Genomic DNA, 16,487 nt, shown 5'->3' on the forward strand with positions numbered 1-16,487 from the left:
TTTGTGCTTTCAAATCGTTAGCATAATGAAAAAGGAGTTTACACGAATAGCTGTAAAGGTGGGAAGTAACGTACTTACCCGGCAAGACGGAACGCTGGACGTCACCCGGATGTCTGCCCTAACCGACCAGATAGCTGCCCTGCATAAAGCCGGAATGGAAATCATTCTTATCTCTTCGGGGGCTGTCGCCTCAGGACGAAGTGAAATACGCACCCTCAGGAAACTCGACAGCGTTGACCAACGCCAGTTATTTTCTGCTGTAGGACAAGCCAAACTCATCAACCGATATTACGAATTGTTCCGTGATCACGGCATCGCCGTAGGCCAGGTACTCACCACCAAAGAGAATTTCGGTACCCGCCGGCATTACCTCAACCAGAAAAATTGCATGACGGTAATGCTCGAGAACGGAGTCATCCCCATTGTCAACGAAAACGATACCATCTCCGTCACCGAACTGATGTTCACGGACAACGACGAATTATCGGGACTCATCGCCTCAATGATGGATGCGCAGGCTCTTATCATCCTAAGCAATATTGACGGCATATACAACGGTTCTCCTGCCGATCCGGCTTCATCCGTGATACGGGAAATAGGGCAAGGGAAAGACCTGACAAACTATATCCAGACCAGCAAATCGAGTTTTGGAAGGGGCGGTATGCTGACTAAAACCAACATTGCCCGCAAAGTGGCAGACGAAGGTATTACCGTAATCATTGCCAACGGCAAACGTGACAATATACTCATCAACCTGACGGAACATCCGGAAGAAACCATTTGCACCCGTTTCATCCCCGCCCCACAGCCGGTGTCGAGTATCAAGAAATGGATAGCCCACAGCGAAGGTTTCGCCAAAGGAGAGATACACATCAATGAACAAGCCTCCGAAGTTTTGAACTCGGACAAGGCAGTCAGCATCCTTCCCATCGGAATCACCCGCATCGAAGGGGAGTTTGAGAAAGATGACATCGTGCGGATCATCGATAACCGGGGCGTTCCCATAGGTGTGGGCAAAGCCAACTGTGACTCGACACAAGCACGGGACGCCATCGGAAAACATGGAAAAAAAGCAGTAGTCCATTATGACTACCTTTATATCGAATAAACGAATTTCGTATGAACTTGAATGATACATTTGCTGCCGTACAAGCAGCCAGCCGTCGTTTAGCATTATTGCCCGACGAACAAATAAACCGGATATTGAACGCCGTAGCGGATGCTGCTTTGGCACAAACGCCGTATATCCTTTCCGAAAACCGGAAAGACCTGGATCGGATGTCACCCGACAATCCGAAATACGACCGGCTGAAACTGACCGAAGAACGGTTGAAAGGAATTTCCTCCGACATACGGAACGTAGCGACACTCCCCTCACCGCTGGGCAGGATCCTGAAAGAAAGCATCCGGCCCAACGGAATGAAGCTGACAAAAGTAAGTGTGCCCTTCGGAGTTATCGGTATCATCTACGAAGCACGTCCTAACGTCAGTTTCGATGTCTTTTCGCTTTGCCTGAAAAGTGGTAACGCCTGTATTTTAAAAGGCGGTAGCGATGCCGACTTTTCGAATCGCGCCATCGTAGAAGTGATACATAATGTGCTCCGGCTGTTTGATGCAGACACCCACACCGTCGAGTTGCTGCCGGCTGACCGCGAAGCGACCAACGAACTTTTGCATGCCGCCGGATATGTAGATCTGCTTATTCCCCGCGGTAGCAGTAGCCTGATCAACTTCGTGCGACAGAATGCCACCATACCGGTGATAGAAACAGGTGCAGGCATCTGCCATACATATTTTGACGAATACGGAGACACTGCTAAGGGAGCAGCCATCATTCACAATGCCAAAACACGCCGTGTCAGCGTCTGCAACGCACTCGATTGTGTGATCATTCATAAGAGCAGATTGTCCGACCTGCCTGCGCTATGCGAGAAACTCAAAGCAAGCAATGTGACTATCTACGCTGATCCGTTGGCTTATCAGGCACTTGAAGGACATTATCCTGCCAAAGGATTGAAACCGGCTACACCCGAAAGTTTCGGGACAGAGTTCCTGGACTATAAAATGGCGATCAAGACAGTCTGTAGTTTTGAAGACGCACTCGGACATATTCAAGAGTACAGTTCCCGCCACAGCGAGAGCATCGTCACTGAAAATCGGGAACGCGCCGCCCTTTTTACCCGGATGGTAGATGCAGCGTGTGTATATACCAATGTATCTACGGCGTTTACCGACGGAGCACAATTTGGGTTGGGAGCAGAGATCGGCATCAGTACACAGAAGTTGCACGCCCGTGGCCCGATGGGACTGGAAGAGATCACTTCCTATAAATGGATCATCGAAGGTGACGGACAAACGCGCCGATGATCTTTATTCAGGCGAAATCCGCAAAATAATCGGTTCAAAACTTGACTTTGCCCCCGGATTATGCTATCTTTGTAAATACAATCATACATTACATTCTATTTAGAATGCGATAAAAGGGAGAGGCCGCTGCCTCCCCCTTTCTTTTTTTCAAAGGCTGCATTTCCGAAAGACAGAGCCGGTGTTTCCCCTCAACAGAGCCGGTATTCCGTGCCGGAAGAGCCGGTGTTCCGGCCCGAAGACGGTTGCTTCCGGAGACGGAGACGGCATCTTCACCTTATTATCGCGGTTAACATCCGGCATAACTCCTCCGCGCAAAATCCGAAAAGTATAAATAGTTTAATCCGGCAGGACCTCACGTTAAAGAAGTGTAAACTTGCTCTTGACAAAACAAAGGGCAAATATGCAAATTATTAATAATACGAAAACAAAACGCTTTGCTATTCCTTATAAAAAATATTATATTTGTAAATGAACCCCTAACCCATCCCATTATGAAGCAAACAGCCCATATATACTTGTTCTCCCTCCTCTTCCTTTTCTGCGCATGCAACAGAGAAAACAAAACAAATCCGCTACAGCCCGAAACAGTTACTGTAGCAGATTCACTGGAACAAACACCTCCCGAAGAGAAGCCCAAGGCTATCTCGGCAGAGCAGATAGAGATTGTGAAAGACCTGCTCTACGACAAATATACCCTTGAAGATACTTACCCGTACAAAGATACCACCCGCAGTTTCCAGTGGGATAAGATCAAAGAACGTCTGGCTCTGCTCGAAAATATCCAGCAAGAGCCCTCTCGATGGGGTATCCTGCAAAACTATAAGAATCGGAACGGTGAAGCCCCATTGGTGCGCCACTACAAACGGAATGCTTACAAACGCATTGCCGACACCCTGGGCATAGAGCGTTACCAGTCCGTTCCGCTCTATCTGCTCACCGATACACTGGTACCCGAACGTTATGGAGAAGACGGTTCGCTGGTACGTTTTCTGGCAGACGGAGAAAAGTTCGTTAAGGTATCTCCCATCTACATAGGTGAAGAGTGGTATGTACCCAAGAAATACGTCAAAGTACTCCCGGATACGACCCGTTTCACCAAAGCAATCATGATAGACCGGAGAGACCAGAACATAGCAACACTGGAACAAACCGGCGAGGCCCGATGGGCTGTACGCAGCATGAACCCCGCCACCACCGGACGGCACCGCCCGCCGTATGCACAGGAAACCCCGTTAGGCATCTTCGTATTGCAAGAGAAAAAGGCACGTATGATATTCCTCAAAGACGGTTCTACCGCTACCGGAGGCTTTGCACCTTACGCAAGCCGGTTCTCGGACGGAGGATACATTCACGGAGTCCCGGTAAACGAGCCACGCAAAGCACTCATCGAGTACAGTCCGTCACTGGGCACTACCCCCCGTTCGCACATGTGTGTACGGAATGCCACCTCACATTCGAAGTTTATTTTCGACTGGGCACCTGTAAATGAGACAATTATTTTTGTTTTGGAATAGAAATCCGTATCTTTGCGCCGTTATTTTTCTCTGTTTCCTATGCAAAAAGTATTTCTATTTCTCCTGTTGTTTCTTCTTCCTTTGGCAGAAGCACCCAGCCGCGTACCGGTCAGTGAACCTGTATCCGTTGCCTCCACTCCCGAAACGGACGAAGTGGATCAACTGTTCGACGATATGCACCTGGATGGTATCGTAAGCTATACAGCCTTTCGTCAGGCAGTCACCGGCTACCGGAAAATTGAGCAGAAAAGCAAGTCTATCATGACGCTGATAGACTTTTCTAAACCATCTACCGAGAAGCGCCTCTATGTGCTCGATATGAAGAATAAGAAATTGCTTTATACCTCTGTCGTATCACATGGCAGAAACAGCGGAGAGAACTATGCAACTTCTTTCTCCAATAAAAACGGTTCATACAAAAGTTCACTTGGCTTTTACCTGACAGAAAATACATATCAAGGGCGCAACGGCTACTCTCTGGTACTGAACGGACTGGAAAAAGGAATTAATGACCAAGCCAAACAACGTGCCATCGTGATGCACGGCGCCGCTTATGCCAACCCTAACATAGCCGCTTCTGCCGGCCGCCTGGGACGAAGCCTGGGTTGTCCTGCCCTGCCGCAGGCACTTGCCAAACCGATAATCGACACGATTAAAAAGGGCAGTGTGCTCTTTATCTATGCCAATAATAAGGATTATCTGGCCAACAGCACTTTCCTGTCCCCACGGCAAACGGAGTATCTTTCATGGGCACAGTCTGCCAATTGAAAATTTTATCATACCTTTGCGGAAAGGTATATTCATTCTAACAAAGACAATTATGAAGAAATTTACTTGCGTACAAGACATCGGCGACCTGAAATCAGCCCTGGCCGAATCATTCGAGATCAAGAAAGACCGGTTTAAATATGTAGAACTGGGACGTAATAAAACCTTGTTGATGATCTTCTTTAACTCCAGCCTCCGCACCCGCCTCAGCACTCAGAAAGCTGCGCTTAACCTGGGTATGAACGTAATTGTGCTGGACATCAACCAGGGAGCCTGGAAGCTGGAAACGGAACGTGGCGTCATCATGGACGGCGACAAACCAGAGCATCTGTTGGAAGCCATTCCAGTTATGGGATGTTATTGCGACATTATCGGTGTACGTTCGTTTGCCCGCTTCGAGAACCGCGAGTACGACTATAACGAAGTAATCATCAATCAGTTTATACAACATTCCGGACGCCCGGTATTCTCCATGGAAGCGGCTACCCGCCATCCGTTGCAGAGCTTTGCCGATCTTATCACCATCGAAGAATATAAAAAGACTGCCCGTCCGAAAGTAGTAATGACCTGGGCACCGCATCCGCGTCCATTGCCACAGGCAGTCCCCAACTCGTTTGCCGAATGGATGAATGCCACTGACTATGAATTTGTCATCACCCACCCTGAAGGTTATGAACTCGACCCGAAGTTTGTAGGAAACGCACGGGTAGAATATGACCAGATGAAAGCATTCGAAGGAGCCGACTTTATATATGCCAAGAACTGGGCAGCCTACACAGGTGACAACTACGGACAGATTTTGAGTACAGACCGCAACTGGACCGTAGGCGAACGCCAAATGGCCGTAACCAACAACGCCTACTTCATGCATTGCCTTCCGGTAAGACGGAACATGATTGTGACGGACGATGTTATCGAGAGCCCGCAATCCATTGTGATCCCAGAAGCTGCAAACCGCGAAATATCAGCAACAGTAGTATTGAAAAGACTGCTGGAAAATCTATAATAACAATGAACAATCAACGATGAACAGGGTTGCACATGATTGCTGTTCATCGTTGATCGTTATTTCTCTACTTTCTCTCCCGCTTCCTGCCAGGCATTAAATCCCTTATCCAGTTCGTAAACTTTATAACCTTTCTCACTGAGGATGGCAGCCGCTTTCTTGCTGCGCTTACCACTACGGCAATACAAAGCTACCGGCTTATCTTTCTGAAGCGTAGAGTCTGCCATAGCGGAAAACGAATCATCAAGCACATTGATATTGATGGTCCCCGGGATATGGCCTTCAGAGTACTCGGCCATTGTACGGACATCCAACCGCTGTACGCTCTCGTCCTGAATCAGTGAAGCAAACTCCTTTACCGGCACTGTCTTGAAGTCCCCTTTCGACTGCTGGCAAGAAAAGAGAGATGACAATAAAAACCATATTCCCATAAGCATTGAATTCATTTTCGACATATAATTTAGTAATTAATGATTAGTGACTGGGTACGTACTCAAACTGATAGGTCTTCACCTTCCCGTCATACGTATGCAAGCTGAAATAAATCATTGCCGGTTCGGCAGCACTTGCCGCATACCGGCCCAACGGCACCGAGACATAAGCCCGCTTGGTATAGGCTTCCATATCTCCTCCATTATCATGATAGAGCATCAAACGGACAGTTAACCGCCCTGTTACGGCATCCCTCACAACGGACTCTTCAATGAAATGGAACCTGTGTTTCTCACTTTGTGCTTTGATGGAGAGGGTCATATTCAGAAAATCACGCCCCATCCAGATACTCAGCACATCAACCGGGTCCAGTTTCAAACCATTCCCGAACTCCGCAGCGGGTACCGGGGCAGGAGATACAGTATTGGCCAATGCATAAATCCGCACCTCCTTCTGCCCACCGGCGGACGAGATTACTTCATAATTACCCACCACGCGGCTACTTCCATTCGGGAATAATTCCGTCCGGGTGCGGTCTTCTGCCACCACCAGACGCTCTCCCTTATCCGTTACCAATGTTTGCAAAGTACCGTCTGCTCCCGCCTCAGCGGTCAGAAACTCCAGTTTCACAGGAGGGTAAGAGGCTCCCTCTTCTTCATTACAGGAGATTAGGAAAGCAGAGAGCAATACAAGTCGGGCGATATGCAGCACCCATATTCTCATTGACGTGCAGCTAAGTAATTCACAAGCGGATTAGCATACATCAGCAACAACTTTTCACGCAAGAATGGAATATCCTTATCGGGTATCTCAATTTTTCCAAGCTGTTTCTCCATATAGGCTTCGAAACGTTGTTTGTCGGCCAATGTATAATGGGACTCAAAATCATTTTTGCCGGTCAGCAAGTCATGAGCCACATAATTGCCCGGGTAGAGTCGATAATTGCCATGAATGCGTTCGTCGATCCATGTAGAGATGCGTGTAAACAGCTCAGGCTTAGGCAAAGAACGATCCACTGTCGAAAGCAAATCATTGAGGCAGGCCCCGGTCTGGAAGTGTACCTTACCTTTATAACCAAACAGACCGGTCTGCATATTTTTCAGATCGTCTTCCATGGTCTTCTTATACCCCTCTATATCACGTTTCAACTGGAACTCCTGTGCTTTCAGGTAATCGCAAGGATCATATTCATAAGAAATAGCAAGAGGAGCAATATTCATCTCCATCAGACGATCCACTACATCACCCTCTCCACCCATCGCAAGCATCTTGAGCACACTGTCCTGAGTGCGGTCATTGGAGTCCTTGGCACGTCCTTCACGCTGTGCAATCCAAATGGACTGGTTCTTTTCACCAATCGTATAGTGCATATAACGGGACATACGTGCCGATGATTCAAGCATTTGCCGCATAGTCAGTGCGCGCTGTACGATAAATGATTTATTGACCCGGACAAACTTTTTGATCCACGGATAAATCAGCAGGTTATCACCAATGGCAATTTCCACCGTATCCATCCCCTGGTCGACTAACAGTACCGACAAGAAGCCGGAATCGAGGATTATATCCCGGTGATTCGAAATGTATGTGTATGCCTTACTCTTGTCCGGAATAGCCGTATGATCTAATGAGATACCATCAGTACACTCCCCCGCCAGTTTCCACAGCAGACCGTAACAGAAGGTCTTCTGAAATTCCAGTTTCGTTTTGCAGGCACGCATCTTTTGTGCCAACATCTCAAAGGGGACATCCGGTATCACCCCGGCAACCACTTTCTGAAAAGCCGGATCGGCAATCAGTTCTTCGAAAACTCCGGGGAGCTCTTCGTCGTTGTAAGGACGGATTTCATCAAACTCGGTTGTATTCATAGCTTTCATTCTTTGTATAAGCTACGAGAGCCACGCTATCTTATACCACACCAAACTTGCGGTTTGTTCAGCCTGTAGCCCATTGCTCACAGCTTACAGTTAAAATTTATTCTCAATAATATCAGTCATTACATCTTTTATATCCATTCCGGCAGCACGCACCTGTTGGGGAATGAAGCTGGTAGCGGTCATACCCGGTGTGGTATTCACCTCCAGAAGATTAATCTTTTCACCTTCCGTAATGATATAGTCTACGCGGATAATGCCCGAACATCCCAATATATCATAGATAGCCGAAGTCAATGCCTGTACCCGTTCGGTCAGTTCTTCCGATACACGTGCCGGAGTGATTTCGTCTACTTGTCCGTTGTACTTCGCATCGTAATCGAAAAACTCATTATGCGTCACTACCTCAGTCAACGGGAAAACGACCGATTTTTCTTTCGTCTTATAACAACCGCAAGTCAATTCTGTTCCGGCCATAAAAGCTTCTATCATTACCTCTTCCGCTTCGCCGAAAGCTTTAGCGATAGCCGGCTGAATTTGTTCGCGCGTTTTTACCTTTGTCACTCCAAAACTGGACCCCCCTAAATTGGGTTTGATAAAGCAAGGTAGACCGATCTTCTCTATCACATCCTCATCGGAAACAGTCTGTCCCTGACGCAACAACAATGATTCGGAGATACGTACGCCAAATGCCTTGAGATACTGGTTGCAGACAAACTTATCGTAAGTGATGGCAGCAGCCAATACACCACAACACGAATACGGAATGCGCATCATGTCGAAATACCCCTGCAAACGTCCGTCTTCACCCGGCGTCCCATGAATGGTGATATAGGCAAAGTCGAATACAACCTTCTCCGCCCCATTCATAAAACTAAAGTCGTTTCTGTCTACCGGCGTTTTACTTCCGTCCGGCAACTGCACTTCCCAGCGACGGCCTTCCATTTCTACGATGTACAAATTATACTTCTCCTTATCAATGAAGGAGTAAATGCCCTGTGCACTACGCAGGGAAACTACGATTTCGGAGGTATCGCCTCCTGCCACGATGGCAATGTTGCGTTTCATTCTAAATCTCTGTTGCTAATATAGCCTCGCCACTTCTCTATCAACCGGGTCATATCATCCGGCAACTCCGAAGTGAAATGCATCTCTTCACCAGTGACGGGATGCACAAACCCCAGCGTCATGGCGTGCAAGGCCTGCCGCGGACAAGTGTCGAAGCAATTGTTTACAAATTGTTTGTATTTACTAAAGTGAGTTCCCTTCAGGATTTCGTGACCGCCATACCGTTCGTCATTAAAGAGTACATGACCGATATGCTTCATGTGTACGCGTATCTGGTGCGTACGTCCTGTTTCAAGAATACATTCCACCAGAGTGACATATCCCAGACGCTCGAGTACCCGATAATGGGTGACAGCATGTTTTCCTTGAGCCGGGTCGGGCATAACGGCCATTTGCATCCGGTCTTTCGGATTACGAGCGATACTCCCTACGATGGTACCTTCGTCCTGATCGACAATTCCCCATACGAGTGCACGGTATCTGCGTTTGGTAGTCTTGTTGAAAAACTGAATGCCCAAATTGGTTTTGGCATCCGGAGTTTTAGCAATGACCAGCAGCCCCGAAGTATCTTTATCGATGCGATGTACCAATCCCACATGAGGGTCGTTAGCATCATAGTCCGGATTATCTTTCAGATGCCAGGCGATGGCATTGACCAATGTACCATGATAGTTTCCGTGTCCGGGGTGCACAACCAGCCCGGCAGGCTTGTTCACCACCATCAGGTATTTGTCTTCGTAGACAATATTCAAGGGAATGTCTTCAGGAATAATCTCATTATCGTAGCGGGGACGATCCATCATCACCGTAATCACATCCAGCGGTTTCACCTTATAGCTACTCTTCACGGGCTTGCCGTTAGCCATGACAAAACCGTCTTCAGCAGCCTTCTGTATGCGATTGCGCGAAGCATTGACGATGCGTTCAAACAAATATTTATCTACCCGGACCATCGCCTGCCCTTTGTCCACTACCACACGGAAATGCTCGTAGAGCTGGTTCTCGTCACCTACAGGTTCTATATCATCCAATTCGTCCTGTTCAAGTTCGTCAGGCAATTCTTCTATCATGCGTTTTTTCTACGTATACGTTTCTTACATTAAAACCAGGAATCGTCTTCAGTACCGGAATCATCAGCAGAAATGGCAGCATCTTCTACCATATCGACCGAATCGGCTCCGGCAGATTGCACCCCGTCACCCACCATCAGAGTCAAAGTAGCGCCGATAGGAGCTTTATCTCCAATCTGCAACTGGCGTCCCTGATAAATGACACCATATACCCAGTCCTTCTCTCCGCTCACCATCCGGTTCTCGGTCAGCTTAAAGCCGGCAGCCATTAACTTTGCCTGTGCCTGACGCACGGAGCTGTTATCGGCCACATCGGGCACTACGCACAAAGGAGTACTGAGTGTATTTATTGTGAGGTAGATCGTTCGTCCTTCTTTCACTTTCTGCCCGACCGACGGATTAAGATCAAGAATGATGCCGGACGGTTTGTTCTTTACATAATTGGAATCGGACACAACATAAGTCAGTCCCTGATCCCGGAACATCTTTTCAGCCTCGCTTACAGACATCCCTTTTACGTCGGGCACCACTACAGCTTGGCCATGGCGTGTGTATATATCCAATCCTTTAAGTGCGCCGAACACAATGAGCACAGCCACCACAACCATGGCTATGATGTTTACCCAGAAGAATCTATTGGCTTTGAAAGAAAAAAATTCTTTTATCGTCATAATTATAAGCTGTTAATCCGGACAAAGATACTATTTTCGCTACACAGTATCACAGAGTTTCACTGAGTTTTTGATAAAAGCTTATTAAAACAAAAAGAAGCAAAGGAATCCTCCTTCACTTCTTCTTATTCGTTTGCTATGGCTAATACTTATGCCTTCACTCCGTTGTATTCGTCAGAAACAGTCAGTTTCTTACGACCTTTAGCGCGACGCGCAGCCAATACTCTACGACCGTTAGCTGTAGCCATTCTCTCACGGAAACCGTGTTTGTTTTTTCTCTTTCTGTTAGAGGGTTGAAATGTTCTTTTCATTACTGTATCTTGTTTTATGTTATTATTTCTACGGATTCGGGCTGCAAAAATAGGCACTTTTTTTAAATAAACCAAGAGTTAAGTCATTTTTAGTCAAAACATTTTGTGTTTTTTGCCGATTTAGATTACTTTTGCACTCGAAAAGGTTCGAAGATAACTCAATAACAATCTATAAAATAAAGAATATCAAGTATGATTAATGCTCAAGACATCAAGAACGGAACTTGTATCCGCATGGATGGCAAACTGTATTTCTGTATCGAATTCCTCCACGTTAAACCTGGAAAAGGTAACACTTTCATGCGTACTAAACTGAAAGATGTGGTAAGCGGCTACGTTCTCGAACGTCGCTTCAACATCGGTGAAAAGTTGGAAGATGTACGTGTAGAACGTCGTCCCTACCAGTTCTTATATAAAGAAGGTGAAGACTATATCTTTATGAATCAGGAAACTTTCGACCAACACCCGATTGCCCACGACTTGATCAACGGTGTAGACTTCCTGTTGGAAGGTGCCGTTCTGGAAGTAGTATCTGATGCTTCTACTGAAACCGTACTTTACGCTGATATGCCTATCAAAGTTCAGATGAAGGTTACTTATACAGAACCGGGCATGAAAGGGGATACAGCTACTAACACATTGAAACCGGCTACTGTAGAATCAGGTGCAACCGTTCGTGTTCCGCTATTTATCAACGAAGGCGAAACAATCGAAATCGATACTCGTGACGGCTCTTATGTAGGTCGTGTAAAAGCATAAACAGGTTAACTGCCGAAAAAAAATGTGGCCTCTATCCCTTACGGGAATAGGGGCCGCATTTTTTTATTACCATCCATGACGGTTATCGAAAAATAATGGCATATATTTGCAAGTCAACAACCGATTATCATTAAACCTATGCGATACTCCGTTATTATCCCCGTTTACAATCGTCCCGATGAAGTGGACGAATTATTGCAAAGCCTCACTACCCAACATTTCAAGGATTTCGAAGTCATAGTGGTAGAAGACGGATCATCTGTCCCTTGCGAAGCGATAGTAAATAAATATCAAGGGAAACTGGACATACATTATTACGCCAAACCAAACTCCGGCCCGGGACAGACCCGTAATTACGGGGCCGAACGCAGCGGAGGGGACTACCTTATCATATTAGATTCGGACTGTATCCTTCCCGAAGGATACTTCGATGCAGTGGAACAGGAACTTTCTGCCACCCCGGCCGATGCCTTTGGCGGACCGGACCGGGCACATAGTTCTTTCACTGATATACAGAAAGCTATCAATTATTCGATGACTTCTTTCTTCACTACCGGAGGCATACGCGGGGGTAAAAAGAAAATGGATAAGTTCTATCCGCGAAGTTTCAATATGGGTGTCCGCCGTGAAGTCTATCAGGCATTGGGAGGTTTCTCTAATATGCGCTTCGGCGAAGACATCGATTTCAGCATTCGCATTTTCAAAGGAGGATACCGATGCCGTCTCTTTCCCGGTGCCTGGGTATACCACAAACGGCGCACAGATTTTAAGAAGTTCTTCAAGCAGGTACACAACTCCGGCATTGCGCGTATCAACCTCTATAAAAAATATCCCGAATCGTTGAAAGTCGTCCACCTGCTACCGGCTGCATTCACATTAGGAGTTACACTTCTGCTATTATGTACTCCCTTCTGCCTGTTCAGTCTTGTCCCGATTCTGCTTTATACATTGCTGGTCTGTCTGGATTCTGCGCTGCAAAACAAAAGTTTACGCATCGGCATCTATTCCATCGCTGCCTCTTTCATCCAACTTATCGGATACGGAACGGGATTCTGGCGTGCCTGGTGGGAACGCTGTGTATTGGGAAGAAACGAGTTTGAGGCTTTCCGCAAGAACTTCTATAAATAAAAAAGGCTGTCTTTCAGTTGTTGATATAAAAAGAATACAAAAACTCTCTATCCGACTTATGAAAAACAAACAAAAACTAAACATCAACCAGTGGTCCAAAGCCGATAGGCCACGCGAAAAAATGATGGCAAAAGGTGCCGAAGCATTGAGCGACGCCGAGCTATTGGGCATCTTGATAGGTTCGGGCAATACGGAAGAGAGTGCCGTTGAACTGACGAGAAGGGTACTTGCCTCTTGCGACAATAACCTGAATGAACTGGGAAAATGGGAAGTACGGGACTTTTCCTCGTTCAAGGGCATGGGACCCGCCAAAAGTCTTACTATCATGGCAGCTCTTGAACTGGGGAAAAGGCGCAAACTACAGGAAAGCAAAGAGCGTGAACAAGTCAGATGCTCAGAGGACATTTACAGGCTGTTCCACCCATTAATGTGCGACCTGCCACAAGAGGAGTTCTGGATCCTACTTTTGAATCAGGCATGCAAAGTAATCAGCAAATTACGTATCAGTACTGGGGGGATTGACGGAACATACGCCGATGTACGTACCATCTTGCGGGAAGCCCTGATAGGACGTGCCACACAGATAGCTCTGATTCACAATCATCCGTCGGGCAATGCAAAACCAAGCCAGGAAGACAAACGCCTGACGGCAGCTATACAAAAAGCGTCGCAAACAATGAATATTACCCTGACGGATCATATCATTGTCTGCGACGGTTGTTTTTATAGTTTTGCTGACGAAGGGCTTATCTGATTCGTCTCCGGCAACTGACTCCGGAAAATTAAAGTTGTGTTTCTCCCTCGATGTAATTCTCAAGAAACAGGTTCTCACCATCAAACACCGCATAGGAGAAATAATTGATCCAGTCGCCCAGAATAAGTATACGTGCGGTAGCACTCAACATCAAGTCAAGTTCAATGTGACGGTGACCGTAGATGAAGAAGTTTATATTGGGATGATTTTTCAGATACTCCTTTGTGTAAAGCACCAAGAACTCCTTGTCTTCACCCATATAATCAGGCTCTTTCCCCCCTTCACGTTTCAATCGGCTATGTTTGGCCCAATTCAGTCCTAAATCCATACTCCAACGGGGATGAATGGCGGAAAATAAAGTCTGCAACGTACGACTATGGAACATCGTGCGCAGTAACTTAAACTTTTTGTCCGGATCGCCCAGTCCGTCACCATGCGCCAAATAGAACTCTTTCCCATAGATTTCCGTAGTCACCGGCTCACGGTGAATCGTCACCCCACACTCCCTGGTCAGGTAATCGCCACACCAAAGATCATGGTTGCCCGTAAAGAAATGCACCTCTACTCCCATATCAGTCAGTTCAGAGAGTTTTCCTAAAAAACGGGTATAACCTTTGGGCACCACCAAACGGAACTCATACCAAAAGTCAAACATGTCACCCAGCAGATATACCGCGGCAGCTTTATGTTTTATGCTGTCGAGAAAATTGACCAGGCGCCGCTCCTGTGTACGTCCGTGCTCTATGGCACGTGAACCCAAGTGGGCATCAGAAAGGAAATATACGTTCTTCATACTGTAAGAATGGATCGTTTAAGAATAGAGGTAAAACAGTAACGATTATAAAAAGCCCAGTTCCAGTTTAGCCTCTTCACTCATCATATCTTTGTCCCACTCCGGCTCAAAAACCAGATTGATAGTGGCAGAATTCACTCCTTCAATTGACTCTACTTTCTGCCGTACATCTTCCATAATGAAATCTGCCGCAGGACAATTAGGAGCAGTCAGGGTCATATCGATAGAAACCTCTCCCTCTTCGGCGACGTCTATCTTGTAGATCAGTCCCAGATCGTATACGTTTACCGGTATCTCGGGATCGAATACGGTTTTGAGCATATCTACTATCTTTTCTTCTATTTCAAACTTAGTCATTTCTATATTTCTTTGAAAGTTTACAAGACAAAGCTAAAGAAATTCTTTGAAAGATAGAGAATATTGAGGATAAATTAACGTCAACGAGGCAAGTTCATTACAAAACACACAGAGTACACAGAGTTTATTAATACGTATATCAACAAATCCTCTGTATACTCTGCGTGCTCTATGGTGAACTTACCTGCCGGTTACTTATATCCGCCCGCTTTTGCAATACGTCTCGGAATCTCTGTATTATCCATTTTACCGATGAACAGATCAGAACCGGCACCGATAGCAAACACCGGCACATATCCTGCAGAATGCCCACCGCTGGTCCAGCCTACCATAGCGATCTGATCCATCACCTCTTTGGCTTTGGCTGCCATCGGTTCGGTCTTGGCATACATACTCTCGGCAAATTCTACTTTATTTTTCACGAATGACTTTTCATATTCGTCACGCAGTTTCTTTTCCTGCTCCCACGAGATAGGAAGTACAGACCAGAAGCCCATCTGTTCGGACAACAGATTTTTAACGTCTTCCCAAGCCACATGGTTGTTCTTAGCTTTGCGCAAATCACTGATCTTCTTAGACAATTCTTCAGCAGATGCCTTCTGGTTTTCAAGTGCTTTAAGATTCAGAGCGTATCTTCCGGTTCCCAATGCTATACCACCTGTCTCATGATCGGCAGTTACTACAATCAGGGTTTCTTTCGGATGTTTTTTGTAAAATTCATAAGCAACTTTGATCGCATTATCCATATCGGCTACTTCGTGGAACACTGTAGCAGCATCATTTCCATGGCATGCCCAGTCTATCTTACCACCTTCTACCATCAGGAAGAAACCTTTATTTTTTCCTTTGGTCAGAAAATCAATCGCGCTTTCCGTTATCTGTGTGAGGGTTAAGTCACCTTCTTTACTGTCGATAGCATAAGGCAAAGAACCCGCATCGGCACCTTCCTCCTGAATCAAAATCATCTTACCGGCTGTGGCAGCTTTAGCCTTATAATCGTTATATCCACGGGCAATGGTGTAACCGGCTTCTTCGAACATCGGGAAAACGCTCGGAGCTTCTTTTTTGTCGTAAGTAGTAGTCGGTTTCAGGAAACCGGCACCGGCATAAAAGTCAAAACCGGCTTTAGGAAGATCGGTAGCTATTTCATAATACATATTACGATCCGGCTGGTGTGCATAGAAAGCAGCAGGAGTAGCATGATCGACGCTTACACTGGTAGTAACCCCAACCTTCTTGCCGGCTTTCTTAGCTTTCTCGGCAACAGTCTGTAAGGGATTCTTCTGATCATCCATGCCAATAGCACCATTATAGGTCTTTTCACCGGTTGAAAGGGCTGTCCCGGCAGCAGAAGAATCAGTCACGGAGTTGGTAGCAGAAAAAGTAGTAGCCATCGTTCCGACGGGAAACTGGGTGAAAAGCAAAGGCTCCACACCAATGCGTCCTTTCTGGATTTCGGCACGGTACATCTCCGTACCATTTACTTGGTTCACACCCATTCCATCACCAATGAAATAGAAAACATATTTTGCCTGAGCATTCGCAATAACTGCCACACAGACAAAAAGAAAGAAATAAAAAAGTCGTTTCATTCTTGTATCATTTAAGTTTATTT

General features: G+C 46.4%; 18 protein-coding genes. 8 read left to right on the top strand and 10 right to left on the bottom strand.

Annotated elements, in window-relative coordinates; genetic code table 11:
* Nucleotides 1–25: 25 nt before the first annotated feature.
* The 5 genes from proB to JZY04_RS17230 all read left to right on the top strand — a co-directional run bounded on the left by proB (nucleotide 26) and on the right by JZY04_RS17230 (nucleotide 5,655).
* Complete coding sequence (gene proB, locus JZY04_RS17210) at nucleotides 26–1,108, top strand: glutamate 5-kinase (RefSeq protein WP_005778957.1); 1,083 nt, start codon at nucleotides 26–28, stop codon at nucleotides 1,106–1,108.
* 11 nt (nucleotides 1,109–1,119) lie between these two features.
* Entirely contained in the window at nucleotides 1,120–2,367 is a 1,248-nt protein-coding gene (locus JZY04_RS17215; protein ID WP_032541604.1) for a glutamate-5-semialdehyde dehydrogenase, read from the top strand.
* Between the two features lie 491 nt (nucleotides 2,368–2,858).
* Nucleotides 2,859–3,881 (top strand): L,D-transpeptidase, encoded by a 1,023-nt coding sequence (locus tag JZY04_RS17220; protein ID WP_022011448.1) that lies wholly within the window; start codon nucleotides 2,859–2,861, stop codon nucleotides 3,879–3,881.
* 39 nt (nucleotides 3,882–3,920) lie between these two features.
* Nucleotides 3,921–4,649, top strand: a complete 729-nt coding sequence (locus tag JZY04_RS17225; protein ID WP_122142906.1) for a murein L,D-transpeptidase catalytic domain family protein — start codon at nucleotides 3,921–3,923, stop codon at nucleotides 4,647–4,649.
* 52 nt (nucleotides 4,650–4,701) lie between these two features.
* A complete protein-coding gene (locus JZY04_RS17230; protein ID WP_005810784.1) occupies nucleotides 4,702–5,655 on the top strand; it encodes an acetylornithine carbamoyltransferase in 954 nt (317 codons plus the stop codon).
* Nucleotides 5,656–5,714: 59 nt separating this feature from the next.
* Here the strand turns inward: JZY04_RS17230 and JZY04_RS17235 are convergent, their stop codons facing one another.
* The 7 genes from JZY04_RS17235 to rpmH all read right to left on the bottom strand — a co-directional run bounded on the left by JZY04_RS17235 (nucleotide 5,715) and on the right by rpmH (nucleotide 11,081).
* Entirely contained in the window at nucleotides 5,715–6,110 is a 396-nt protein-coding gene (locus JZY04_RS17235) for a rhodanese-like domain-containing protein (RefSeq protein ID WP_122142907.1), read from the bottom strand.
* A gap of 19 nt (nucleotides 6,111–6,129) precedes the next feature.
* Complete coding sequence (locus tag JZY04_RS17240; RefSeq protein WP_032542901.1) at nucleotides 6,130–6,810, bottom strand: NigD-like protein; 681 nt, start codon at nucleotides 6,808–6,810, stop codon at nucleotides 6,130–6,132.
* Nucleotides 6,807–7,955, bottom strand: a complete 1,149-nt coding sequence (locus JZY04_RS17245; RefSeq protein ID WP_032542931.1) for a 1-acyl-sn-glycerol-3-phosphate acyltransferase — start codon at nucleotides 7,953–7,955, stop codon at nucleotides 6,807–6,809. Before JZY04_RS17245 ends, JZY04_RS17240 begins: the two co-directional genes overlap by 4 nt.
* Nucleotides 7,956–8,054: 99 nt before the next feature.
* Nucleotides 8,055–9,029 carry a D-alanine--D-alanine ligase gene (locus JZY04_RS17250; protein ID WP_022011444.1) on the bottom strand — a complete coding sequence of 325 codons (975 nt, stop codon included), beginning with the start codon at nucleotides 9,027–9,029 and terminating at the stop codon, nucleotides 8,055–8,057.
* Nucleotides 9,026–10,099, bottom strand: coding sequence for an RluA family pseudouridine synthase (locus JZY04_RS17255; RefSeq protein WP_005810796.1), 1,074 nt, complete (start codon nucleotides 10,097–10,099; stop codon nucleotides 9,026–9,028). Before JZY04_RS17255 ends, JZY04_RS17250 begins: the two co-directional genes overlap by 4 nt.
* A gap of 29 nt (nucleotides 10,100–10,128) precedes the next feature.
* Complete coding sequence (locus tag JZY04_RS17260; protein WP_005822974.1) at nucleotides 10,129–10,770, bottom strand: PASTA domain-containing protein; 642 nt, start codon at nucleotides 10,768–10,770, stop codon at nucleotides 10,129–10,131.
* A gap of 149 nt (nucleotides 10,771–10,919) precedes the next feature.
* A complete protein-coding gene (rpmH, locus tag JZY04_RS17265; RefSeq protein WP_004292199.1) occupies nucleotides 10,920–11,081 on the bottom strand; it encodes a 50S ribosomal protein L34 in 162 nt (53 codons plus the stop codon).
* A 192-nt stretch (nucleotides 11,082–11,273) separates the two neighbouring features.
* On the opposite strand from rpmH, the gene efp reads away from it, so the two are divergent.
* From efp to radC, 3 genes are all read left to right on the top strand, one after another.
* Entirely contained in the window at nucleotides 11,274–11,840 is a 567-nt protein-coding gene (gene efp / locus JZY04_RS17270) for an elongation factor P (protein WP_005778982.1), read from the top strand.
* A 138-nt stretch (nucleotides 11,841–11,978) separates the two neighbouring features.
* The gene (locus tag JZY04_RS17275; RefSeq protein WP_032542900.1) at nucleotides 11,979–12,968 is read left to right on the top strand and encodes a glycosyltransferase family 2 protein; all 990 of its coding nucleotides are present in this window, start codon (nucleotides 11,979–11,981) and stop codon (nucleotides 12,966–12,968) included.
* A 58-nt stretch (nucleotides 12,969–13,026) separates the two neighbouring features.
* Nucleotides 13,027–13,722 carry a DNA repair protein RadC gene (radC, locus tag JZY04_RS17280; protein ID WP_122142908.1) on the top strand — a complete coding sequence of 232 codons (696 nt, stop codon included), beginning with the start codon at nucleotides 13,027–13,029 and terminating at the stop codon, nucleotides 13,720–13,722.
* 28 nt (nucleotides 13,723–13,750) lie between these two features.
* Here the strand turns inward: radC and JZY04_RS17285 are convergent, their stop codons facing one another.
* The 3 genes from JZY04_RS17285 to JZY04_RS17295 all read right to left on the bottom strand — a co-directional run bounded on the left by JZY04_RS17285 (nucleotide 13,751) and on the right by JZY04_RS17295 (nucleotide 16,464).
* Complete coding sequence (locus JZY04_RS17285; protein ID WP_032540312.1) at nucleotides 13,751–14,515, bottom strand: UDP-2,3-diacylglucosamine diphosphatase; 765 nt, start codon at nucleotides 14,513–14,515, stop codon at nucleotides 13,751–13,753.
* A gap of 45 nt (nucleotides 14,516–14,560) precedes the next feature.
* Nucleotides 14,561–14,872 carry a metal-sulfur cluster assembly factor gene (locus tag JZY04_RS17290; RefSeq protein ID WP_005778989.1) on the bottom strand — a complete coding sequence of 104 codons (312 nt, stop codon included), beginning with the start codon at nucleotides 14,870–14,872 and terminating at the stop codon, nucleotides 14,561–14,563.
* A gap of 191 nt (nucleotides 14,873–15,063) precedes the next feature.
* Nucleotides 15,064–16,464 (bottom strand): alkaline phosphatase, encoded by a 1,401-nt coding sequence (locus JZY04_RS17295; protein ID WP_122142909.1) that lies wholly within the window; start codon nucleotides 16,462–16,464, stop codon nucleotides 15,064–15,066.
* Nucleotides 16,465–16,487: the final 23 nt, after the last annotated feature.

It is taken from the genome of Bacteroides sp. 11BF (assembly GCF_019633765.1).
GTDB classification, from domain to species: Bacteria; Bacteroidota; Bacteroidia; order Bacteroidales; family Bacteroidaceae; genus Bacteroides; species Bacteroides hominis.